The following is a 24,802-nucleotide window of genomic DNA, read 5'->3' on the forward strand; positions in this document are numbered from 1 at the left end:
ACCATCTATAACTAAGATGATATCTAGGTTTTTATAAGTTTGATTAAGTATAGAATCTAGTGCAGCTTCAAGATACTTTTCTACATTATAAATAGGGATGATAACTGAGACTAAGCCTTCTTCTCCTTTTAAATCTGCTAGCTCCTTAAAACTATGCAAATCTTTTAAAGCTTCATCCATCACTAACCTTTATTTCTATTTAAAAAATATTCTAACAAATAAAACTACTTAAAATTAAAAAAAAAAAAAAAGATAGAAAAAAGTACTCACAAGTCTATGCTAACAAACTAAAAGCTATATAGTTAAAGTATGCTTAGCAACTTAAGTAGTGCCTACTTTGTAGCTTAAAACTTTATTTAGTATTTTTATCTTTTATATAGCCTAAATCATCAAGCTTATTAGCTAAATCTACTAAAATAGGAAGTGCTGCAGCAGGAGTTCCGGCGTGTTCTACTAAGATAGTTACTACATACTTTGGATTATTGTAAGGTAAAAAGGCAGTCACCCACCCTTGAGAGCGTTGAAAGTAGTTCATCTCACTTTCTTTTCTACGCTTTATGACATCTTGGGGGATACTTACTACTTGTGCAGTTCCAGTCTTACAAGCAAGAGGTACTTTAGTGCCCCTAGTATGCCTATAAGCAGTCCCTCCTGGCACACTACAAACTTCATACATCCCCTTTCTTATATAGGGTAGTTTAGATTTTTCAAAAGCATTTAGCACATCTTTAGGAGGCTTTATAACTGGAGTGCTGCCTAGGTCTTTTGCATAGTGGGGAGTTGGCAAAAGTCCTGTTGCCATCAAAGCTGTATACCTTGCTATCTGCATAGGAGTTACTAAAGTGCTTCCTTGTCCTATAGAGGTTATGATAGTATCTCCTGCATACCATACTTGATGATAAGACTTCATCTTCCACTCTGGATCTGGAAATACACCTTTGTTTTCATAGGGCAAGTCTACGCCAGTTTTTTCACCAAAACCTAAGGTTCTCATAACATGGGCTATATTGTTAATCCCTGCGATTTGTGAAAGCTTATAAAAGTAGACATCTACACTTTCTTTTAGTGCCTTTACAAGATCAGTCTTTCCGTGCCCCCCTATCTTCCAGTCTCTAAATTTGTGTCCTCCTACTTCTATATAGTAAGGTGTGTCAATTAGCGTGTGTTCATTAACACCTGCATACTCTAATATAGCTAGACCCATGCCCATCTTTACTACACTTCCAGGTGGATAAAGTCCACCTACTAGCCTGTTTATAAGTGGGTCATAGATGTTATCTTTTAAGGCATTATATTTCTTATGAGAGATGCCGCCTACAAAGTCATTAATGTTATACTCTGGATAACTCCCACTAGCTAGGATTTCTCCATTTCTAGCATCCATCACTATAGCAGCGCCATTTTTTCCCTTAAACTGATTATCCATCTCACTTTGTAATCTCACATCAAGACTAGTTGTTATGTGATTATTACTAGTAGCTGGGGTCTCACTTAAAACTTTTAGCTGCTGGTTAAGGTTATTAACTTGTATCTCTTTATGGCCAAGCTTTCCTTGCAAAAAGGTGTTGTACTCTTTTTCTAAGCCTAGCTTGCCTATGATTTTAGTGTACTTAGATATGGGATCTTTTAGCACATCTTTTTCATCACTTGCTCCAACATAGCCTATGACGTGAGAAGCCATGGAGTTATTAGGATAAAGCCTTTTATTAACTGTAACTAAACTTATGTTTGGATCTTGTATAAGAGAGGAGTAAACTATCTGTCCTTGTGAGTAAGGTATAAAGTCTATTAAGACTATAGGCTTTCTCCTATAGACGCTATTAAGACTAAGATACTTTTGTTTTAAGGCCTCTATGTTTGCATTAGTTATAACTGAGGCTATAAGATTTAAAGCACTATCTAGTTGGTCTTTTTTAAGTTTAGTTTTTAAAGCTAACTCAAAGCCTAGCTCATTTATAGCTAAGGGCTCATTGTTCCTATCTAGAATCTGCCCTCTAACTGGGACTAAAACTTCAGTCTTAAAAGCATTATCCCTTGCTATCTTTTCATAGTAGTCATGGCGGGCTATGCTTAAAACATAAAGCCTAGCTATTAATATAAGACAGATAACTCCAAAGACAGAGTAAAGAATCTTAAAGCGCAGTTTTAAAGCTTTCATAGTTTTCTTATCTTTACATAGGCTAAGGTTACTAAAAGATCTATTATAAAGTAGTAGATAAGTATGGGTTTAAAGCCAAGATTAGGTGTGCCAAAGAGGATATTACTTAAAAGCATACCGGCTATATAAAAGACATAGATTCCAACCACATAAAGACACACAAAGAAAAGATTCTCATTAGCCATAGCTTCTAGCCTTAAGGCTATAAAATATCTCACTACAAAAAATACTAAGGGCAAGATTCCAAAAACCAAGTCTTTATCTAACTCATAAAAACCTAGTATAAGAAAAACTGCTATGACTTTATAGTACCCACGCCTCTTAAAAGAGATATGAAAGATCATAAAAAGCACTCCAAGCAAAGGGGGAAGTACAGGGTAGATATCACTTGCACTTATGTATATAAAAGCAACTACAAGTAGTGCTACAGCATAGCTTAAATCACTTAGTGCTTTATGTCTAGTCCTCACTCTATCATCCTACTTGTTGCTTTCAAAAGAGATATTTAAAGCCATATGTATCATTTTTTGGCAAAGAGATTGTAAAACTAAAGGATCTTTTTTGACATTAGATATAAAAGTAGAGTTTATATCCATGCTATGTTTTAGTTTTAAAAACTCTGACTTAGTAAGCTTATCTACCTTAGTATAGATAGTAAGTAGCTTTTGATCTCCTCTTAGTAAAGATTCTAAGTAGGCTTTTATAGTCTCATCTTGCTTTAAGTTAGTGTGTCTAGAATCTACAAGATGACAAAAAAGCTTAATAGAGCTTCTTTTGCGTAAAAAATTATCTAAGCTTTTATCCCATGTGTCCTTTTCACTCTTACTAACTTTTGCATAACCAAAGCCAGGGAGATCTAAAAGGTTAAGATCAAAACTTACTCTAGAGTTAGCCTCTTCTTCTTTTGTATCCTTAAAACTCCATCTTGTAGAGTAAAAGTTTATATGTCTAGTTTTGCCTGGAGTATTAGACTTTTTAGCAAGGTTACTAGCAAGGAGGGAGTTTATAAGACTAGATTTGCCGACATTACTTCTGCCTAGGAGGGCTATCTCAGTGTGAGTTACTTCAAGGGCGTTACTTAGTCCAGTTGAAGATCGCAGAAACTTAGAATCTTGTATATACAAAAATTACAGCCTTTAAATATTTTCTATAGCATCTTTGACCTTGCTTACTAACCACATAGGAGTGCTTGCTCCTGCGCTTATGCCACAAAGTTTCTTGCCTTTAAACCACTCGATATTAAGCCCTTTTTCATCTTCAACTAAAAAGCTATCTTTACAATTAAGTTTGGCGATATGTAAAAGTTGCTTAGTGTTTGAAGATGTAAGACCACCTACTACTATCATGATGTCTACTTCTTTACTTAGCTTTTCTATGGCATCTTGGTTTTCAAAAGTGGCATTGCAGATCGTATTATAGATTCTAACTTCTTGACAGTGGGTTATAAGATAGTTTGCAACTTCTACAAACTTAGCTACTTGCTTAGTAGTTTGAGAAACTAAAGCTACTTTTTTACCTAGCTTTCTATCTATGTTTTCAAGCTCTTCTAAGGAGCCTACAACTAGTGGATCTTTCACACTATAACTCATAACGCCTCTTACTTCTGGATGACTTGCATCTCCAAAGATAACTATAAAGTAGCCCTCTTCACTCATCTTTTCTACGATTTGTTGAGGCTTAGTTACATAAGGACAAGTAGCATCAGTAACTTCTACACCCATATGTTTTAAAGTACTTAAGTCTTGCTTAGTGATGCCATGAGTTCTTATTATCACGCTTTCTTTGGAATCTACTTTAGTTATATCTTCTTTTATCTTAACGTTAAATCCAGCCTGAAGCCTCTCAGTCTCTTTAGGATTATGTATCAAGGGGCCAAAGGTTATAGTGTGAGGATTTTTTAAAGCTATATCTTCAGTTATCTTTATAGCCCTTCTAACTCCAAAGCAAAATCCAAACTTATCTGCTAGCTTTACTTTCACACTTATCTCCTCTTAGCCTCATGCTCTAAAGCATGCTCACTTCTTAAGATTAATTCTAAGTTATCAAAAAAGTTAGGAAAAGATGTATTTATACACTCACAATCTGTGACTTTGCCACCACTTGCTAGAGAGGCTATGATAAAACTCATAGCTATCCTGTGATCCCCAAAGCTATTAGCCTCTCCTTTTTTTAGCGCGCTTCCTATGATATCAAAGCCGCTTTCATATTCAACTGTTTCTATGCCAAAGGCATGAAGGCCTGCGATAGTTGCTTTTATCCTATCGCTTTCTTTAACGCGTAACTCTTTAGCATTTCTTATCTCTGAGGTTCCATTTGCAACTGCCATAGCAAGGCTTAAAGCAGGGATCTCATCTATAAGCCAAGAGATGTTTTCAGTTACACTTACTGCTTTTAGAGGGCTGTAGGTTACTACTATATCCCCACTTTTTTCATAGCCTTCTTTTATGTTTTCATACTTTATATCTGCGCCCATAGATTCTAAGACTTTATAGGCTTCTATCCTAGTTTTATTTAAAAGTACATTTTTTAAGACTACTTTGCTATCTGGTATAAGTAAGGCAGCAACTGCAAAGAAAAAAGCAGATGAGGGGTCATTTGCTATCTCTATATCAAAGGCATCTAGTGGTTTAGTAAGTGGATTTATATAAATCTTATCATGCTTAAGTTCTATGTTTTTTTCTTTTTGAAAGGCTAAAAGCATATTTTCAGTGTGATCTCTACTTAAGTAAGGCTCTTTAAAAGTGGAATCTTTATCTGCTTGTAAGCCTGCTAGTATAAGGGCTGATTTAACTTGAGCAGAAGAGATTTTAGACTTATAGTGGAAGCCTTCAAGTTTGCCTTGTGGGATGAGTTTAAGTGGGGCTTTAAAGTCACTAGATTCTATCTTAGCGCCTATTTCAGTTAAAGGCTCTATCACTCTTTTCATAGGGCGTGCGCGAAGATATTTATCGCCATCTAAAGTAGCATTAATATTAGCTCCAGCTATAAGCCCAGTATAAAGTCTAATAGATGTGCCAGAGTTACCACAATCTAAAGTCTTGCTAGGAGTTTTTAGTCCCTTAGATAAAACTTCACTTGGAGCTTTTAGTAATAAGTCTTTTTTATCTTTACTAACTATCAAACCTAACTCTTTTGCTATCTCTAAACTACAAAGTGTATCTTCAGCTTCTAAAAAGTTTTTTACCCTTGAAGTTCCATCAGTAAAGAGGGCAAGCATAGCACTTCTATGAGATAAGGACTTATCACTTGCTTTTATATCTAACTCTAAAGAGAAGTTTTTTACTGGTTGAAGTTCTATATTTTTCATGCATCTCCTTTATGACTAGTATTTAAGATTCCAAATCTATCAAAAAAGCTAGAATCTTCTTTTATCAAACCCTTATCTACTAGGCTTTTTATAACAGCTTTATTACAAAAGACTTCTTTTGGCCACTTTTTAGTATAGCCTTCTAAGTCTCCTTTAGCAGTGGCATCAAGCACTATTAAACCCTCTTTTATATAAAGGTCGCGGAGTACATCTATATTATTAACTATACGCCATATAAGCATGTAGTAGTTTTTTAAGTCATTATTTGCACTATCTACAAAGATAAATATACTTGCGTACTTTTTAAAAGCTTCTAGGGCTAATATAAAGCTTTTTACACGCCTATCTTTTTTATCTATGCTTATTAGCACAACTGGATTTTTAGCTTTGAAAATATGCAAGGAGTTAAGCTCTGGTAGTTCTTTTTTTAGCTCTTCTAAAAGGCTAATATCATCTATATCTTCAAACTTAAAGTTTAAGGCCTCACCTGTTGCATCAACGCCTAGCTTTCCACTTACTCCATACTCACTACTTGCGTGATCTAATATGTCACAGATTCCTTTAGTAATTAGTAACTTACTAGCATCAACTCTTTCAAGTATGTATTTAGTTAGATTTTCAAAGTCGCCTTGTAAACTAGGCGCTTTAGAATCTAAAAAGATAGCGTGCTTTACAAAGCTAAGCTGACCTATACCAAAAAAAGCATGCATGGCTTGGAGGGCTTGGGCTGGGTAGCTTACATCAAGTTTAGCTAGTATTAGATTATGAAAAACACCATTTTCTGGCATGTGATAGTCTAGTAAGCCATGCGTTGTAGTTTGTAAAAGTGGTAAAAATACACGTTCTGTCATATAGCCCATGTACTTATCTTCTAAAGGAGGCTTACCTACAACTGTAGCTAAAAAAGTAGGGTTTTTTTTGTGAGTGATAGCTGCAACTTTAAGCACAGGATATTTTTCAACTGGTGTATAAAAACCAGTATGATCTCCAAACTCGCCCTCATCAGCAAGAGTATTTATATCTATCTCACCTTCTATGACTATATCGCTATCATGTGGCACACTTAGCTCATTAGTTAAGCACTTTACTAAGAGTGGATTTTTCTCTTTTATAAGTCCGTATAAAAAGAGTTCAAATATGCGCGGTGGCAAAGGGGCTTGTGCACACCACGTATAAAGTGGGTCTCCTCCTATGGCTACACTTACAGGCATATTTTTATTAGCCTTTTTGTACTCATGGTAAAAGTGGCTTGCATCTTTATGGATCTGAAAGTGCATTAAAAGCTCATCTTTGCTTTTAACTTGCAAGCGATAAAGCCCTAAGTTGTTAGCCTTGCCATCTAAGCTTCTAGTATAAACTTGCCCCATAGTTATAAAGTAGCCTGCATCTTCTTCCCACGTTTTAAGCACAGGAAGCAAAAAAAGATCTATATCCTTAAGTACTACTTCTTGAGCTGGGGCTTTGCCCTTATACTTTTTAGGAAAGGCATGACGCAGGGCATAAAACTCTTTTAGCTTGCTAAGCTTTTCTTTTAAAGTCTTAGGTGGGCTCATATTTAAAAGCGACTTTATGTGAGAGGCTATAGCTTCGCTATCTTTGCTAGCTATCAAATCTAAAAGGCTAAAACTCCCAAAGACATTCATTAAAACAGGCATGAGCTTTTTGCCTTCACGCATAGGACTAGTAAAAAGTAAGGCCTTAGAATCTTGCTTTTTAACTTCTATATAAGCAAGGTGGGCTATCTCTAAGTCTACATCTAGTGGCGTATCTATAACTTTTAATAAGTCTTTAGAAACTAGTAGATTTATAAGTTCTTGCATTAATTAGTCCTAGCTTCTTAGTTCACTTACTAGATTTAAAAGTGAGGTTTTATACTCTTTTAAAAGCGCTTCGCTTGTAGCTTCAAAGCGAGTAACTAAAACTGGCGTTGTGTTACTAGCGCGAACTAGTCCAAAGCCATGTTCAAAAACTACTCTAACTCCATCTATATCTATGACTTTTTCAATGTATGGAAAATTAGCTGGCAAGTTAGCACTTAGCCTTTTTTTAAGGGTATCTATTAAGACAAACTTTTCTTCTTCATCTACAGCTATCTTTTCTTCATCTGTGCTAAAAAGTTTTGGCAAGCTTTCTATGTCTTTTTGCAAACCTTCAATAGAATCTTTTTTTATAAGCTCTAAGATTCTAAAACACGCATAGATTGCATCATCAAAGCCAAAGTATCTATCATTAAAAAAGATATGCCCACTCATCTCGCAAGCTAGGGCTGCATTTAGCTCTTTTAGTTTAACTTTTAGGTTACTGTGCCCTGTTTTATACATATAAGATGTGCCTATCTTATCTAGCTCTTTATACATGTTTGAAGAACACTTTACCTCACCTATGATGATAGGATTTTTAACGCTTTTAGCGATGTCGCGCCCAAAAAGTATAGCTAGCTCATCGCCTTTAAAAACATAGTCCTTACTTATCAAAGCTATCCTATCAGCATCTCCATCAAAGGCTATGCCTATACTTATATCATGCTTATGCATTAGGTCTTTTAAGTTTTGCAAGTTAGATTCCACGCTTGGGTCTGGGTGGTGGTTAGGAAAGGTGCCATCTGGAGTAAAGTAAAGCTCACTAGCTTTTATATTTAGTGCTTCTAAGATAGGCTTTAAAGCTATGCTTGCTACTCCATTACCGCAGTCAATGGCAACTTTAGACTTAAAGTTTTTAAGATCGCTAAACTCGTGCGTTAGATATTTTATATAGCTTTCTAGCATGTTAGATTTGAAGGTTTGTACTTTAGTAGCAAGCTCTTTTTTTATATCAAGGTGTTTTAAAGTGGGCATCTTTTGCTTTAAGTCTTGTATCTCTTTCCCATAAAAAGGTTTTTGATCTATAGTTATCTTAAAGCCATTATATTCTGGTGGGTTGTGAGAGCCAGTTATCATGACGCTATTTTTTATCTCACTTTGAAAGGTTGCAAAGTAGGCAACTGGAGTTGGAATCATCCCTAAGTCATAGACTTTTATCCCATTTGCATTAAAGCCGCTTGTAAGAAAGCCAAAAAGCTTAGAGGAGTGCGTCCTAGCGTCATAGCCTATATAAACGCTATCTCCAGCTCTCGTAGTTTTTATGCGCTCTGCTAGCAAGTAGCCTATCTTAAAAACTATCTCAGCATTTAACTCAAGATCCACTATGCCTCTTATGTCGTACTCTCTAAATATCATCTTCTTTAGGCCTCTTTTTATCTAAAACTTAAATACCATTTTATCTAAAATCAAATACCGCCTATCTAAGATGGATAAAGCAAGATTTAAAGGCAAAAGGTTTTAAAGAGAATCCTAAAAGGAAGGTTTTAAAAGGGACGCAGCCAGGCAGGATTATAAAAAAACTACTTTTTTAGTAATGAAAAGCACCTAAAAGGCTTAAAACCTAGTTTTAGTCAGTCTTTTTTTACAAAACAATGGCTAAGATTTCCTTCAAAGTCTTTGTACTGGGCAGTTCCCCAAGCATGGATTTGCTTGATGATGGGGATTAGAGTTTGGCCTCTTGGAGTTAGTCCATACTCTACGCGTGGCGGTACTTCTGCGTAAACTTCTCTTGCTATGATGCCCTCTTCTTCTAGCTCTTTAAGCTTGACACTAAGAGTTTTTTGAGTCATATGTGGATTGAATATATCACAAAGCACTTTGAAGCGCTTCTTGCTATCCATGATATTAAAAACTATATATAGTTTCCACCTGTCATTAAAGATTCTGGAAAATATACCTATGGGACAATGGGAATTAGTAATTTGCTCTTTTTTCATAACTATCATAGTAGCACATATATTAATAAATGCATGAATTAGGGGGGAAATTAAAATACATATGAGGTAGAATGAAAACAAAAGAAGATAATAGACAAAAAAATACAAAAATTAGGAAAATTTTGTAAAGTATAAAACTTAAAAAAGACTTAGAATCTTAAGAGATTCCAAGTCTTTAGGATAAGCAAAAGCTAAAGGCTATTTTGCTTGTTCTAGTGGGATGACTGAAACTTTCTTTCTAGTCTTATCTTTTTGTTGGAAAAATACTATCCCATCAATTAGTGCATAGATAGTGTGATCTTTACCAATGCCCACGTTTTTACCAACGTGCATTTTAGTGCCGCGTTGTCTAACTATGATGTTTCCAGCTCTTACGAACTCTGAACCAAACTTTTTGATACCTAAACGACGACCCGCTGAATCGCGGTTATTCTGAGTACTACCCTGACCCTTCTTGTGTGCCATTGCCTATCCTTACTTAATAATATTTACAACTTTTACACGTGTGAAGTCACGTCTAAAACCACGTTTAGTCTTGCTATCTTTACGGCGTCTTTTTTTAAAAGTGATAACTTTCTTTCCACGCCCTTCATTGATAACTTCTAACTCTACTTTAGCACCGCTTACAAAAGGCTGACCAACTGTTATGTCTTCACCATCTATGATGGCTAAAACTTCAGCTAACTCTACCTTTGACTTTGGCTCAAGGCTTAATTTATCAAGTAGTAGTATGTCGCCAACTTGTGCCCTGTATTGCTTGCCTCCGTTCTTAAAAACTGCTTGCATAGCTGTCCTTTCTTGAAAATGATAAGCTTGAATTCTAGCGTAAAAACATTAAGATTTTATAAAAGCTCTAAACCCTTTTTAGAATCTAGATTAAAGATTCCATATACTTAACTAAGTCTTGCTCTTTATCTATCTTGCTTATACCCTCTCCACACCAAAGGGCTTGATAGTCTGGATTACCTTGCTCTTTAGCTAGTTTTCTTAAAGTAGCTGTAGCATAGTGCATAAAGGGGAATCCTAGGTTATCATCAATACTCATAGTAGAAAGTTTATTTTGGATAGCTCTTGCTTTTTTGCCTGTTATAGCAGTTGTAAACCCTGTCTTATCTCCATTAATGATGGCATTTTTATACTCCAAGCTAGCCTTGCTTTCTTTAGTGCATAAAAAGCTGCTTCCAACTTGTACTCCATCAAAACCTTGCTCTAAGGCTAGATTTGCATCTTCTTTAGTTGCTATAGCACCAGCTAGTATGCAAGGGATATTACACTCTAAGTCTTTTAAGACTTTAAGTACTTCTAGATTCTCACTATAAGGAAGAGAAGTAAAACCTCCTTTATGCCCGCCAGCTAAGGCGCTTTGAAAAACTATAGCATCTGGGCTTTGAGTACTTAAAACTAACTCTAGCTCATATACTGAGTTAATAGTGCTTAAGATCTTAACCTTAGATCTTTTAAGTGCATCTACATGATCTTTACTTAAAAGTCCAAAAGTAGTACTAACTATAGGAACTTTAAGCTCAAGCACGCACTCTAATATCTCATCCATCAAAGGAATCTCACCAACTACAAAGCACTCTTCAACCTCATCTTTAAAAAGTCTTTCATACTCAAGTATATTTTTAGGTTTTAAAAGCTTAGTCTTGCCATAAGTCATATAATCTACAAAAATATTAAGCGCAAAAGGCCTAGAAGTCCTAGCTTGCACATCTTTAATGAAAGTTTTTATCTGACTAAGACTTAAATAGCCAGTAGGGATGGAACCTAAAAAGCCAAAGTTGCTTACTTCTGCAACAAAACTAGCATCTAGCAAGCCTCCTGCCATAGGAGCTTGGATGAAAGGATATCTTATGCCTAAAACTTTATTTAAAGCACTCATGTTACCAACCCTTTAAATATATATCTATATGGTTTGACCTTCATTGTGACTTAAAAGTCCTTTTTTAGGCCCGCTTTTCCCGTGGCAGTTTTTATACTTTTTACCGCTACCGCAAGGGCAGGGGTCATTTCTTAAAGTCTTTTTAAATACACTATCTGCCTCAGTATTTAAAAAGCCCTGTTTAGATTCTGCTTCCATAGCCTCTCTTAGTTTTTCTTCTTCACTTCTAGCCTCAGCTTCTATCTCTTCTTCATCTTGCATCCTAAACTGCACTACTTGTAAGGTCTTATAAGCTTCAAGCTTAATGTTTTCAACTAACTCAACAAAGAGGTTATAACTTTCTTTTTTATACTCTACTAGTGGATCTTTTTGGTTATATCCTCTAAGACCGATACCTGTTTTAAGATTATCTATACTATAAAGATGCTCCCTCCAAGCCCTATCAACCACTTGTAAGTAGATCATCCTTTCTATATCATTTCTTGTCTTTTTATCCATACCAGCAAACTTATCTTCATAAGAATCTTCTAAAAGCTTAAGTAGATTATCATTTATCTTAGTGTAGTCAAGTCCAACTAGCGAGCTAGCTTCTAAAGCTATGTTGTACTCTTCTTTAAACATAGCACTTAAGGCTTCTAAGTCATAGTTTTCCATGATGTCATTAGGATAAATCTTTGCTTTTTCAAGCAGCATCTGCAAAGATAAAAGTGCATTATCTTTAATGCGCTCTGCCATATCGTAGTCTTCTTTTAAAAGATCGTTTCTAAACTTATAGATAACTTTTCGCTGTTCATTGCTTACATCATCGTACTCTAGGATGTGTTTTCTACTTTCAAAGTGTAGGTTTTCTACCTTTTTTTGTGCCTTTTCTACTGATCTAGTTATAAGACCTGATTCTATATGTTCGCCATCTTTTAGTCCAAGACGCCCCATAACACCTTTTAACTTATCGCTTCCAAAGATTCTAAGTAAGGAATCTTCTAAACTTAGATAAAACTGGCTAACTCCAGGGTCTCCTTGACGACCTGATCTACCACGTAGCTGATTATCTATCCTTCTACTTTCATGCCTTTCAGTACCTATGATATAAAGCCCACCTAGCTCTTTTATCTCTTCACTTAGTTTTATATCAACCCCACGTCCTGCCATATTAGTAGCTATGGTTACAGCTCCTTTAAGTCCGGCATCTTTTATGATCTCAGCTTCTCTTTGGTGTTGTTTAGCATTTAGTACTGTGTGAGGGATGCGCTCTTTTTTAAGCATCTCATGAAACATCTCACTTCTTTCAACACTTGCAGTTCCTACTAAAACTGGCTGCCCTTTAGCATAAAGCTCTTTTATCTTTGAGATAACTGCTTGAAACTTTTCTAGCTCACTCCTATAAACAAGATCGTTTAAATCCTTTCTTTTAATAGGTAAGTTAGTAGGTATGCTTACTACTTCTAGCTTATATATCTCTATAAACTCAGTAGCTTCAGTTTGTGCCGTACCTGTCATACCACTTAGTTTTTCATACATCCTAAAGTAGTTTTGGAAGGTTATATCAGCTAGGGTTTGGCTTTCTTCTTTAATATTAACGCCCTCTTTTGCTTCTAAGGCTTGATGGAGGCCTTCGCTAAATCTACGCCCTTGAGAAAGTCGTCCTGTGAACTCATCTACTATTACAACTTCTCCTTCTTGCACTACATAGTCTTTATCTTTTATGAATAAAAAGTTAGCCTTTAGTGCTTGATCTAGGTGGTGAGAAAGGCTAGCGTTTTCTACAGCGTAAAGATTATCTACCTTAAAAAGACTTTCAGCTTTTTTGATACCCTCTTCTGTGGTTAATATAACTCTATTTTTTTCATCTATAGTAAAGTCATCTTTTTCTTTCATCTTTTTAGCCACTAAGTCAGCAGTTATATAGTTTTCCATCTTTTTATTAAGCGGGCCTGAGATGATAAGAGGAGTTCTAGCCTCATCTATAAGGATGGAATCCACTTCATCAACTATCGCAAAAAAGTGGTGTTTTTGCACTTTTTGATCTAGGCTAAACTTCATGTTATCTCTTAGATAATCAAAGCCAAACTCATTATTAGTTCCATAGATTATGTCAGAGGAGTAGGCTTTTATACGTGCTTCATCATCTTCTAAGTCATTAGTTATAACTCCTACGCTATAGCCTAAAAAGTTATAAAGTGGAGTCATAGTTTCAGCATCACGTGCGGCTAGGTAGTCATTAACTGTTACTACGTGAACACTTTTTCCACTTAAAGCATTAAGCACAACTGGCAAGGTAGCAACTAAAGTTTTTCCCTCCCCTGTTCTCATCTCAGCTATCTTTCCTTCATGTAAGACCATACCACCAATTAACTGCACATCAAAGTGCCTAAGCCCTAAGATTCTGCTACTTGCTTCTCTAGTGATGGCAAACACTTCTTCTAGCCTAGAATCAAGTACTGAGTTAACTATCTTTATATCTTCAACATCTTCTAGCTCAGCTTTAACATGAGTTTTAATATCAAAAAATCTTTGCTGCAAAGCTACATCATCTAGGGCTTTTAGGGCTTCAGCATAGCTGTTAACACCTTTTATCCTAGAGACGTATTTTTTAAGTAACTTATCGTTTCTGGTTCCAAGAACCTTACCGAACATAGCTTGTAACATGCCTAACCTTTTATACCTAGAGTGAATTTCAACTTTTTATTTTATCGAAAGTAAAGAGATTAGTTTATCCTTGGGCGAAGTCTATAAACATATCCTACACTAGTTAGTGGCACAAACTTAACTTCAAACTTTACGTAATTGTTTTGTATAACTGAGATCTGAGAGTTTCCATCATTTGTCACATTAGTAAGGATGGGAGTTCTATCACTGCCTGCTTTTATGGCCACTCCAAAGCATTTTATATCTTTGTGGATTCCTATACCTAGGTTTAAGATAGTATTAGTCCTAAAGTCATAACTTATAAAGCCATCTAGTCCAAAGTAACCAAGATCCCCACTAAAGTTAAGTCTTAAAAAGTTAGAAGCATCAGTGATAGTTCTAGTTAGGGTTAGATTATCTACTGCAAAGGCTGTATCTCTTTTTAAATAGTAAGATACGCCTGCACTTACTCTTTTACTGCTATAGCTAGCATTTAGCGCTAACTCTGTAAAAACGTTATAAAAGAAGGAGTAAAAAAAGCTAGTTGAGAGATTAAGGCCATCTATTGGTGTTGTGCCAAGTTTGTTTTCCATAGGAGTTCTAACTGGAGAAACTGTATCATCAAGATTTAGAATCTGCGTTGCCCTCCAGTAAAAAAGCTCCTTGCCATTTAAGTTATAAAAGTAGTTAGAGAGATTTAAATCTATCCTAGTATTACCCGCAAAAACTGAAGTAAAACTTGAAGGATCCCATATATCAAAGCGATTTTGTATAGCTTGAAGTTCGCTAGTCCCTAAAAGGCTATAAGTTTGTACTACGTTTTTTCCTAAAAGGCCATTAGTAAAAACTGAGTTTGCAAAAGGTGCGCTTAAACTAAAAGAGGCCTGCAAGGCATGGAAGAATTTATTATAGTCTTTGCCCACATCTAGATTAAGTGAGATTCTATAGTTTGCTGCTAGGTAGTTTCCATATCTATTAGTAACTGGGTTTAAAACAAAGTCAGACCCCATAGTATCAAAGGTATAAAGTGGCGTTTTATTATTCCCATAAATATTACCCGCGTAGATATTTCCTGCATAAATATTAGTCCATATCCCCAAAGAAAGAAACTTGTTAAATATAGAAAAGTTCATGCCTAGTGGGATGGAGAGCTCATTAGAAACATAGCTATAGCCTATAGGCCTATAAGTATTTTTTAACTGATAGTCTATGGAGTATAAAAGCTCTTTAAAAAATAGCGTTGAAAGGTATCTGTGATATTGAAGATTAGGCAAGTTTTGCAAGGTGGTACGGTTATCTGCGACATTAAAGTTTAAGAAGTACTTAAAGTTAGTGCCAAAGTAGTTATTGCCCACTTGAGTGTAAAAGTTAACCCTTGAAGTGTAAGAAGAGGTATTTAAAAAGTAGTTAAATCTATCAAGGCGCATATAGTCAAGATCGTTCATATAAGCAAAGTCTACATAAAGACCATTATCTATACCACTTTTTAGGCCAAGGTATTTTTGCATAAAGTTTCTTGAGCTAGTTTTTATATCAAAACCATAGATTTGAGAGTTTACTAGATTTAGATTCTTTACATATTCTGGTATGTTATAAAAATATCTTGCATTTAAGATAAGGTTGTCATGGTAAGGAGAAGTAGCCCTAAACTCATAGTTTAATCCCCCTCCTCTATTAGTCCTAACTTGTGGAGTAAAAGTCATATCCCAAAAGTCTTGTAAGGCTAGATAGTAAGGCTGCAAATAGACAAAACCTTCAGTGCTTGAGCTTCCTGTAGTTGGATATAAAAAACCTGAAGTTCTTTTGTTTTCAGTGGATAATCTTAGATAAGGAAGATACATTATAGGCACATCACCTATGTAGATTCTGGCATTCCATAGCTGGACTATGGACTTATCTTTATTAAAACTTCCACTACTTGTATCTATCCTCCAAGCTGGACTTACAACTGAGCAGCTAGAGACTATAGAAGAGTTAAAGCGAAATATATTCTTATTACTAGCAGCTGCTTTAGCACTCATCCATATACCAGTTGAACTTTCTTGAACATAAAAAGGCTCTATTATCACAAAGTCAGAGTTTAGGTAAAAGGTGGCTTGATTAGCCTGCAAATAGAGCTGGTCGTTTTTATAAATCTTTACATTACCTTGAAGTCTTACAAACTTAGTTTGTGTGTTATAAGTTATCTTATCAGCTAAGGCATAAAGCTCAGTATTCATAACAGAGGCATCACCTGTAGCTATGACATTATCACCTTCCCTTGCTATAGCTTCTCCTAAAAGTTCAAAAGTCTTTTGTTGTTTCTTGCTTAACTCAAGCTCTCCTACTTTTAGATTCTTACTTCTTTGTTCTTTTTGAGCCTTGCTTATATCTTTTGGAGCAGGCACTAAAGGGGTAGTTGCTTGACTTTGAAGGAGGGGGCTATTTATATGTGGGAGTAAGGGGCTAGAAGTGCTATCATCTACATTGCACGTATTAGAATCTAGTGAGCTAAAACTAGTAGCATTTGGCGTATTTATATTATTAGAAGTTTTGCTTAGTGCGTTTAACTCCCCTAAAGTAAGCTCTTTATTTACGTGTGTTGCATCTTTAGCTATAGCTATACTTATGAAACTAAAAAGACCTAGGCATAGGCCAAAGTGGAAAATCTTTTTAGCTATTAATGACAATACAAGAACTCCATCTGTCATGTAAAGTACGTTTAAACTTATCAAATGGGGCAAATATAAAAGAGATATAAAACGTCTTACCTAAGATGTAACTTATAGCTGATCTAGTTATAGCTTGAGTAAGCCTAGGCTTATCAAAATAGGTGGAATCAACAACCTTAGCCTTTACTAACAGTAGGCCTAAAGATGCGCCATAAAGATATAAAAACAAACTGTTATAAATCACATCTATTACAAAAAGCAAAACTATATACCAAAGCACAACATGTAGTGCATCTCCTAGCTGGCTTGCAAGCTGCATCTGAGTCTTAGAAAGATCACTCTTAGTATCAGTAGCACCATTTTTTTCTTGGATCTCAGCTTGCACTTTTAAGTCTGCACTTATACTAGAGATACTTGTGAGGGCTGTGTTTACACTCTCTTTTTGATTAGCACTTAGCATCAATGAAGCTATGATTGAAACTATTATCACATCTACTATTAGTGCTAGTATCCTTTTTGGGAAAGAAGCAAGTGTTAGGTGCTCTCTAAAAAGGGCTTTTTCTAGGATTTCATCTTTTTTTGTCACTGTATTTTCTTTAAAGTTTTAAGTTGTTTTGGATTTTTTGGCTACGCCTTGAGAAGCAATATCTGTTCTTATATGCTTACCGTCATATTCTATCTTTGAAGCTATAGTATAAGCATTAAGTCGTGCCCTTTCTAAAGTGCTTGCACTGCCTATAGCTAAACATACACGCCCACTCCCTGCATAAAGTTTTCCGTCTTCTACAAAAGTGCTTGCATAGACTATATGCCCTAAACTTTTATCAAACTCATCTATCTTCATAGGAGTTTTAGAATCTGTTTTATAAGGATAGCTTTTAGACGCACAAACTACGCAAACTTGGTAGTCTCCAGTAAACTCTATCTTTGGCAAACTTTTAGATTCCACACCCAAAAGGACATCAAGCAAAGAAGTTTTAAAAGAAGGTAGTAATATCTCACACTCAGGGTCTCCAAAGCGCACATTGTACTCTAATAAATAAGGCTCGCTATTAACTACCATAATGCCAGCAAAGATAACTCCAACATAGGGTTTACCTTCTTTTTTTAAAGCATCAAAAGTAGGTTTTAAGATTTTAGATTCTATTTTTTGCATTAAAGCTTCATCGCATAAAAAAGAAGGCAGTGGGGAGTAAGCGCCCATGCCTCCAGTATTAGGTCCTAAGTCATTATCAAGCAGTCTTTTATGGTCTTGACAAGGAGGCAAAGTTATAAAGCTTTCACCATCACTAAGTGCAAAAACTGAAAGCTCATAGCCTTTTAAAAACTCTTCTATAACTACGCACTTTCCAGCCTCACCAAAAAGTGCTCCACTAAGCATATCTTTTAACTTATCTTTTGCCTCAGACTTAGAATCTAATATCAAAACGCCCTTGCCCGCACAAAGCCCACTAGCTTTTAGCACTATTACATCACTATCTTTAAAGTTAGATTCTATAAAATTGGCGCCATCTTCATAGTTAGTAGTTTTAAAGTACTTTGCAGTTAGCACACCTGCCTTACTTACAAAGTCTTTCATATAAGATTTATCACCTTCTAATCTTGCATTTTCTTTATCTATACCAAAGACTTTTATGCCTTCTTTTCTTAAAAAGTCACTTAGGCCTAGCACACAAGGAAGCTCTGGCCCTATGATTACGTAATCTATATTATGTTGTTTTATATTTTTTAGTAGTTCTTCAAATGTAGTGTAGGCAAAAGATTTCGCACCTAAAATAAGACTAGCTCCATCAGATTTAGGGCTAAAGTAGATATCACTAACTCTAGAATCTTTTTTTAACGCTAGGGCTAAAGAGTACTCTCTACCACCATTGCCTATAATTAATATATTCATATATAAACCTATAAGTTATTTTTATACCCAAAAGGCCGTTACTTCATGTCTAATGCCTAAGCCCAACAAGACTACGACATTTTAGGTAAAAACAGGCTAATTAGGCGCTAGATTCTAACCCTGTTAAGGGCTTCAAGAGTAAACTCTAACGAAAATGCGACACACATAGCCATCAGGTCTCTACCAAGTAAAGGTATTATAAACGGACTGGCAAAAATTATAAAGACCACGAACCTTCCAGGCGATATATTATAGCAATGTAATTACTTTAAATCTCCTTAGCAAATAAGACTAAAGAGGACTTAAAGCACTTTAAGGTTTTAAAACTTCCTCCCTACTTTAAGATTCTTGATTAGCTATACTTAAAATCTCTTTTACTACGTTTGGATCATCAAGTGTAGAAATATCTTGAGTGATAGCCTCTCCTCTTGCGATGGAACGCAAAATCCTTCTCATAATCTTCCCACTTCTAGTTTTAGGAAGACCAGGCACGTACATAATATCATCAAGCTTAGCTATGTTTCCTATCTCTGTTGCTATTATCTTATTTATCTCTTTTAAGTGTTCTATGCTTTCACCTAAGTTACAACTTGCTCCATTTTGAAGCACCACAAAGGCAAAAAGACTTTCCCCTTTGATAGGGTTTTTCTTACTTACTACAGCACTTTCTGCTACAGCTTCATGTTTGGCGATAGCTGCTTCAACTTCAGCAGTACCAAGTCTATGGCCACTAACATTAACAACATCATCTGTTCTTCCTATGATAGTTATATAGTCTCTATCATCATAGATTGCAGCATCCCCTGCGAAATAAACTGGCTTACCGTCTTTTTTAGCTTGAGAAAAGTAACTTGATACATATCTATCTGGATCGCCCCATATAGTTCTTATCATAGAAGGCCAAGGCTTAGTTATACAAAGTAGTCCTTGCTCTCCTGGCTCTTTTTTATTGCCTTCTTCATCTATAACTTCAGCCATGATTCCAGGTAGTGGTAAAGTAGCGCAGCCTGGTTTTAATGGAGTAGCCCCTGGCAGTGGACTTATCATATGCCCACCAGTTTCAGTTTGCCACCAAGTATCAACTATAGAGCATCTTCCACCACCTATAACTTCTCTAAACCACTTCCAAGCAGTTGGATTTATAGGCTCACCTACAGTTCCAAGTACTTTTAAAGAGCTTAGATCGTACTTTTGAGGTTCATTTGGCCCTTCAGCATGAAGCATCCTTATAGCTGTAGGAGAGGTATAAAACTTATCGATTCTATATTCTTCTATCATCTTCCACCATCTGCCATAGTTTGGATAGCCTGGAGTTCCTTCATACATCAAAGTAGTAGCCCCGCACGCTAGTGGGCCATAGACTATATAAGTGTGCCCTGTTATCCAACCAACATCAGCCGCACACCAGTAGTTATCATTATCCCTTATATCAAAAACCCACTCCATAGTAAGTTGGGCTTGCAACATATAGCCTGCAGTGCTATGCTGAACACCTTTTGGTTTACCAGTACTTCCACTAGTATAAAGTAAGAAAAGTGGGTCTTCACTGTCCATAACTTCTGGCTCGCAGTAGCAAGATTCATTTTCTACCATCTCATTATAGATAAAGTCACGTCCCCTAACGTAGCTAATCTCTTGATGATTACGCTCAACTATTAAGACTTTTTGCACACTTGGACAAGCATCATTTTCTAGGGCTTTATCTACACTAGGTTTAAGCATATAAGGCTTACCTTTTCTAAAAGCTCCATCAGCAGTTATAACAAGCTTAGCTTGTGCGTCATTTACCCTATCTCTTATGGCTTCTGGACTAAAACCTCCAAATACTACTGAGTGTATAGCCCCTATCCTAGCGCAAGCTAGCATCATTATGGCAGTTTCTGGAATCATAGGCATATAGATAACTACCCTATCACCCTTTTTGATATCAAATTGATTTTTAAGTAGATTTGATGCTCTATTTACTTCATCATAAAGCCTTCTATAAGATATAGCTTTATAATCCCCCATCTCGCCTTCAAAGATAATGGCAACTTTGTTTTTCTTATCTGCTAAGTGTCTATCCAAGCACTGCACACTTGCATTTATCTTCCCACCTTCAAACCACTTATAAAAAGGAGCATTGCTAGAATCTAAAACTTTTTTAAAAGGCTCCTTCCATGTAAGCTTTTTTTGAGCTAAATCCCCCCAAAATTTCTCATAATCGTCATTTGCTTCATAACATAAGTCATCATATTCACACATGTTTTTAATGCGAGCTTGTTTTGCAAACTCCCTATTTGGTTTAAAAATAGTCTGTGCAAACTCTAGGTCATTATCTATATTTTCCATAAACTAGCTCCTTTTATCACTTAATCTTTGTTAACTATAAACAAACTTTATTTCACGTAAGGTTATAGGTAGGAATAAACGTAAAAATTTAAACTTTAAAAGTTACATTTTTAAACATTTAGAGTCTTAAAATATCAAAATGAGAAAAAAAGTAATAGTGTTTCATTAAAGGCTTAAGCTAATCTACAGTTTTAGAATCTAACTTTGTCACTTTTTAGCAATACTAAAGACCTAAGCCTTCAATATATATAAATCATCAAGAATCTAATATAATAGTTTTTATTAAAAATCATTGTTTTAACTCCCACACTTAAGGCAACTTAAATGCAAAATCAAAACTTACAAAAAATAGCAAATGAACTAAGGATGCTATGTGCAGACATGGTACAAAACGCAAACAGTGGTCACCCAGGCGCCCCACTAGGCCTAGCAGACTTAGCAGTAATCTTAAGTCAGCACATCAACATAGACCCAAGTGATCTAACCTGGCTAAATAGAGACAGGCTAGTTTTTAGTGGAGGCCATGCTAGTGCTTTAATCTATGCGCTTTTGCATCTTTGGGGCTTTGAAGTATCTTTACAAGATTTAAAAGAGTTTAGAAAGTTTGGCTCACTAACCCCAGGCCATCCTGAGTATAAACACACGCCTGGAGTTGAGATAACTACTGGTCCACTAGGTCAAGGCATAGCTAATGCAGTAGGCTTTGCTATGGCACAAAAAAGAGCTCAAAAACTACTAGGCGACTTGATAGATCATAAAGTTTACTGCTTTTGTGGGGACGGCGACTTAGAAGAGGGTATAAGCTATGAGGCTACTTCACTAGCTGGCCATTTTAAGCTAGAAAGCCTAGTTTTAATCTATGATAGTAACAACATAAGCATAGAAGGGGATATAGGCATCACTTTTAGTGAAGATGTAGAAAAAAGATTCCTTGCAATTGGCTTTGATGTTATAAAGATTAATGGACATGATTATGATGAGATTAATGAGGCCTTTACAAAGGTAAAAACTGCTAGCAAGCCTACTTTAATCATAGCTCAAACAACTATTGGCAAAGGGGCAGTAGGACTAGAAGGAAGCCATAAAACACATGGTGCCCCACTAGGCATGGAAGTTATAGCTAAAAGCAAACAGACTTTAGAGTTAGCAAATGCTAGTTTTAATGTGACTTCTAACTCAAGGGCGTTTTTTGATGGCGTTAGGATGAGGGGAGGCAGGGCAAATGCTATATGGAAGAAAAAGCTTATAACTGATAATAAAGTAAGCCTTGTAGAATCTTTAATGCACCCAGACTTTAAAAACATAAGCTTTAAAACCTATGAAGTTGGTAAGTCGCTAGCTACAAGGGTAAGTAATGGCGAGATATTAAATGCTATAAGTGAGTTTGACTTAGGCTTTATAGGTGGTAGTGCAGACCTTGCACCAAGTAATAACACGCAGCTTTTTAACACAGGCAACTTCCCAGAGGGCAATAATATGCACTTTGGTATAAGAGAGCACGCCATGGGTGCTATCTCTAACGCTTTTGCAAACTATGGAATCTATAGGCCTTTTTGTGCGACATTTTTTGTGTTTAGCGACTATCTAAGCCCAAGCATAAGGATAGCTTCTATCATGAAGGCTAAGGTTTTATATGTCTTTACTCATGACAGTATAGGAGTAGGTGAGGATGGCCAAACCCACCAGCCAGTTGAGCAACTTACCCACTTTAGAGCCATGCCAAATCTTATTACGTGGCGTCCATGTGATGCAAATGAAAATGTAGTTTGCATGCAAGTAGCCCTAGGCCTAGAGGCACCTAATATGTTTGTCCTAAGTCGCCAAAACCTAGAAGTACTTTCTTTACCTAGCGTGGCTGAAGTTAGCAAAGGAGCTTATTTAAAGTCTCAAAGTAGCACTAAGCCTGTGCTTAGTTTGCTAGCTAGTGGAAGTGAAGTAAGTCTTTGTCTAAAAGCCCAAAAAGTTTTAGAAAGTGAAGGCATAGCAACGCAAGTTGTAAGCATGCCTAGTTTTGATTTGTTTTTAGAATCTAGTAAAGAGTATAAACAAGAGTTATTTGTAAACTCTAAAGTCTTAGCAGTTGAAGCTTTAAGGGGACTAGAGCTTTATGCTATCGCAGATAGCGTTTTAAGTATGGAAAGCTTTGGGGCTAGTGGAAAAGGTGATGTACTCTTTGAACACTTTGGCTTTAGTGTAGAAAATGTAGTCAAAAAAGCAAAAAGCCTCATTTAAACACTTATATAATAACCCTTACTCTAAGACTTGTTATCGCACTAGCAAGTCTTAAGCTATAAGATTTAAGAAAGTTTGTTAAAGAAAAACTTTTATAAATCAACACACTTAAACCTCCACTTTGTAAATAACAGGTCTTTTTAGTATCTTTTTTGTCTTTATGCGGGTATTTAAGACTAGACCAAAAGCAAAAATCATAGAATCCTACTTAATAAAAAACATACAAATGGCATTTCTACATTACATCATTATAAGGGGCTAGAGATGAAAAAAGTCACTAACATCATATTAGCAACTAGTTTGGCGTTAAGCCTAGGCAGCATGGCCATTGCAGCAGATGTAAATGGGTCAAATCATGAAACTAATGCCTTAAATGGCTTGAAGTTTACATTAGGAGCAGGAGTTGGCGGTGGGCTAGATATCTCCAAAGTACCAGAAGGCATAAACTTTGCCGGCGCTGGGGCTAATGCAAAACTAAAACTAGGAACTGCCCTTTTTACTACTACGCCTAATAGCACTTTAGGATTCCAAGCAAGTGTTGGTGTAGGTGCTTATAGTATGAAAGAAGCCTTTGTGCCTCAGTACTTTGTAAATCTTGACTTTGTTCAAGCCTTTGATGTTGGGGATGGTTTTATAAAACTAGGGTATATCATAGGTGCAGGTTTGGCTGTAAGAACTAATGATAATAATATTAATAGTGGTAGTGGAAACTTTATAGCTAATGGAAGCACTATAGTAGGAGCAGCGTCCTTGCAAGAACTTGCAAGTGCCCTTCCTAACTTACAAATCCAACTAGACCAAGCAAGACAAAGACAGCAAAGTGCGCAAAATGCTTTTAATAGTGCACAAGGCAATGTAAATTCTATTAATGCAAATATTAACAATCTTCAAAATAATCTTGCTTCTGCTAGAGCTGGACGTTTAGCCTCTCCAAGTGTAGGCCCAGGAAGTGATAGGGCTTCTGATAGATTGAGTGCAAATACAAATAGGATAAATAGACAAATAGCCCAAGCACAAAGCCAGCTATCTACTGCTAATAACTCTCTAGCTAGTGCCCAAAGCGCACTAAATCAAGCAAATTTTAATCTAAGTAATGCACAAAATGCTTTTAATGGAAATAGAACTGCGCAAGTAAGTCAAGCTACACAAGATATTAATAGCGTTGCTGGTGAGGTAAGTACCCTAGTAAACCAAGCAAATAGTGCTTTAAATAATGGTAATAATATATCTTTAGCTTCTTCTAGTTTGGCTAGAGCGCTGCAAGTAGTAAATAGCGCTAATAATCCAAAGCAGATAGGTCAAAGCTTAGTTAGTCAAGGGATAGGAGATACAAACGCTTTTAATCAAAGCTTAACTAACTTGCAAAATGCACAAGCTAGTCTTGCAACTGTTAGTCAAAGAGTAGTAGATGCACAAAATAGACCTACGCCCCCAACAGGAACTTTAGCTGGTGGAGGAAATACAAACACTGGAAATACAAATAGTGGAAATACAAACACTGGAACTGGAAACACTAGTGGAGGTACAGGAGGTACAGTTAGTGGAGGTGGTCTTAATAATGGAGGGTTTGGTAACACCATAGTGCCTGCTTCAAATGCAGATACACTAAATAACCTAGCAGCACTTATAGCCTATCTTAATAGTATAAGAAATGCTCGTATAGCAGGTGCAGAGCAAGCCCAAGCTGCTAGAACCTCAGCAGCAAGAGCTGCTAATGCAGCTACTATACTTCCTACTTTAAAGGCTGGAATCATCGCTTTTATAGGACAAAACCAAAGTATCTCTTTAGAGTATCAGTACTACTTTAGAAATAAAAACGACATGATCGCAAGTAGTGATATAACTCTTAACTATACTTACTACTTTGGAAAAAGCCACTAGCAAAAGTCACATCTTTAGCAAGCTTTAAAGCTAGGCTTTTAAAAG

The 24,802-nt window shown here is 36.1% G+C and carries 19 protein-coding genes; 2 read left to right on the forward strand and 17 right to left on the reverse strand.

The window, feature by feature from the left end:
- The 17 genes from BKH43_RS00005 to acs form a co-directional block, all read right to left on the reverse strand.
- A partial coding sequence (locus BKH43_RS00005) for a glycosyltransferase (protein WP_143429012.1) occupies positions 1-180 on the reverse strand: 180 nt, incomplete at its 3' end.
- A 172-nt stretch (positions 181-352) separates the two neighbouring features.
- The gene (gene mrdA / locus BKH43_RS00010) at positions 353-2,158 is read right to left on the reverse strand and encodes a penicillin-binding protein 2 (RefSeq protein WP_095227219.1); all 1,806 of its coding nucleotides are present in this window, start codon (positions 2,156-2,158) and stop codon (positions 353-355) included.
- Positions 2,155-2,628 (reverse strand): hypothetical protein, encoded by a 474-nt coding sequence (locus tag BKH43_RS00015; RefSeq protein WP_095227221.1) that lies wholly within the window; start codon positions 2,626-2,628, stop codon positions 2,155-2,157. Before BKH43_RS00015 ends, mrdA begins: the two co-directional genes overlap by 4 nt.
- Positions 2,629-2,637: 9 nt before the next feature.
- Positions 2,638-3,282: a ribosome biogenesis GTP-binding protein YihA/YsxC gene (gene yihA / locus BKH43_RS00020; protein ID WP_095227223.1), complete on the reverse strand. Its 645-nt coding sequence runs from the start codon at positions 3,280-3,282 to the stop codon at positions 2,638-2,640.
- A 12-nt stretch (positions 3,283-3,294) separates the two neighbouring features.
- Positions 3,295-4,137 (reverse strand): 4-hydroxy-3-methylbut-2-enyl diphosphate reductase, encoded by an 843-nt coding sequence (locus BKH43_RS00025; protein ID WP_095227225.1) that lies wholly within the window; start codon positions 4,135-4,137, stop codon positions 3,295-3,297.
- A 2-nt stretch (positions 4,138-4,139) separates the two neighbouring features.
- Positions 4,140-5,465, reverse strand: coding sequence for a 3-phosphoshikimate 1-carboxyvinyltransferase (gene aroA / locus BKH43_RS00030; RefSeq protein WP_095227227.1), 1,326 nt, complete (start codon positions 5,463-5,465; stop codon positions 4,140-4,142).
- Positions 5,462-7,285: a menaquinone biosynthesis decarboxylase gene (locus BKH43_RS00035; RefSeq protein WP_095227229.1), complete on the reverse strand. Its 1,824-nt coding sequence runs from the start codon at positions 7,283-7,285 to the stop codon at positions 5,462-5,464. The genes aroA and BKH43_RS00035 overlap by 4 nt, the downstream gene beginning before the upstream one ends.
- A gap of 9 nt (positions 7,286-7,294) precedes the next feature.
- Positions 7,295-8,680 carry a phosphomannomutase/phosphoglucomutase gene (locus tag BKH43_RS00040; RefSeq protein WP_095227231.1) on the reverse strand — a complete coding sequence of 462 codons (1,386 nt, stop codon included), beginning with the start codon at positions 8,678-8,680 and terminating at the stop codon, positions 7,295-7,297.
- 215 nt (positions 8,681-8,895) lie between these two features.
- Entirely contained in the window at positions 8,896-9,261 is a 366-nt protein-coding gene (locus BKH43_RS00045; RefSeq protein WP_095227722.1) for a winged helix-turn-helix transcriptional regulator, read from the reverse strand.
- A 198-nt stretch (positions 9,262-9,459) separates the two neighbouring features.
- On the reverse strand, positions 9,460-9,726 hold the full coding sequence (rpmA, locus tag BKH43_RS00050) for a 50S ribosomal protein L27 (RefSeq protein ID WP_095227233.1): 267 nt from the start codon (positions 9,724-9,726) through the stop codon (positions 9,460-9,462).
- Positions 9,727-9,735: 9 nt separating this feature from the next.
- Positions 9,736-10,047 carry a 50S ribosomal protein L21 gene (rplU, locus tag BKH43_RS00055; RefSeq protein ID WP_095227235.1) on the reverse strand — a complete coding sequence of 104 codons (312 nt, stop codon included), beginning with the start codon at positions 10,045-10,047 and terminating at the stop codon, positions 9,736-9,738.
- A gap of 85 nt (positions 10,048-10,132) precedes the next feature.
- On the reverse strand, positions 10,133-11,143 hold the full coding sequence (locus tag BKH43_RS00060; RefSeq protein ID WP_095227237.1) for a nitronate monooxygenase: 1,011 nt from the start codon (positions 11,141-11,143) through the stop codon (positions 10,133-10,135).
- A gap of 24 nt (positions 11,144-11,167) precedes the next feature.
- Positions 11,168-13,789 carry a preprotein translocase subunit SecA gene (gene secA / locus BKH43_RS00065; protein ID WP_095227239.1) on the reverse strand — a complete coding sequence of 874 codons (2,622 nt, stop codon included), beginning with the start codon at positions 13,787-13,789 and terminating at the stop codon, positions 11,168-11,170.
- A gap of 59 nt (positions 13,790-13,848) precedes the next feature.
- A complete protein-coding gene (lptD, locus tag BKH43_RS00070; protein ID WP_253248012.1) occupies positions 13,849-16,458 on the reverse strand; it encodes an LPS assembly protein LptD in 2,610 nt (869 codons plus the stop codon).
- Positions 16,421-17,005 carry an RDD family protein gene (locus BKH43_RS00075; protein ID WP_095227241.1) on the reverse strand — a complete coding sequence of 195 codons (585 nt, stop codon included), beginning with the start codon at positions 17,003-17,005 and terminating at the stop codon, positions 16,421-16,423. Before BKH43_RS00075 ends, lptD begins: the two co-directional genes overlap by 38 nt.
- 18 nt (positions 17,006-17,023) lie before the next feature.
- Positions 17,024-18,313, reverse strand: a complete 1,290-nt coding sequence (gene purD / locus BKH43_RS00080) for a phosphoribosylamine--glycine ligase (RefSeq protein ID WP_095227243.1) — start codon at positions 18,311-18,313, stop codon at positions 17,024-17,026.
- Between the two features lie 339 nt (positions 18,314-18,652).
- Complete coding sequence (gene acs / locus BKH43_RS00085; RefSeq protein ID WP_095227245.1) at positions 18,653-20,644, reverse strand: acetate--CoA ligase; 1,992 nt, start codon at positions 20,642-20,644, stop codon at positions 18,653-18,655.
- 324 nt (positions 20,645-20,968) lie between these two features.
- Here acs and tkt point away from each other — a divergent pair, with 324 nt between their 5' ends.
- Entirely contained in the window at positions 20,969-22,876 is a 1,908-nt protein-coding gene (gene tkt, locus BKH43_RS00090) for a transketolase (protein ID WP_095227247.1), read from the forward strand.
- A 264-nt stretch (positions 22,877-23,140) separates the two neighbouring features.
- Entirely contained in the window at positions 23,141-24,757 is a 1,617-nt protein-coding gene (locus BKH43_RS00095; protein WP_095227249.1) for a hypothetical protein, read from the forward strand.
- The last annotated feature ends 45 nt before the right edge of the window (positions 24,758-24,802 follow it).

The organism is Helicobacter sp. 13S00401-1, from assembly GCF_002272925.1.
Lineage (GTDB): Bacteria > Campylobacterota > Campylobacteria > Campylobacterales > Helicobacteraceae > Helicobacter_I.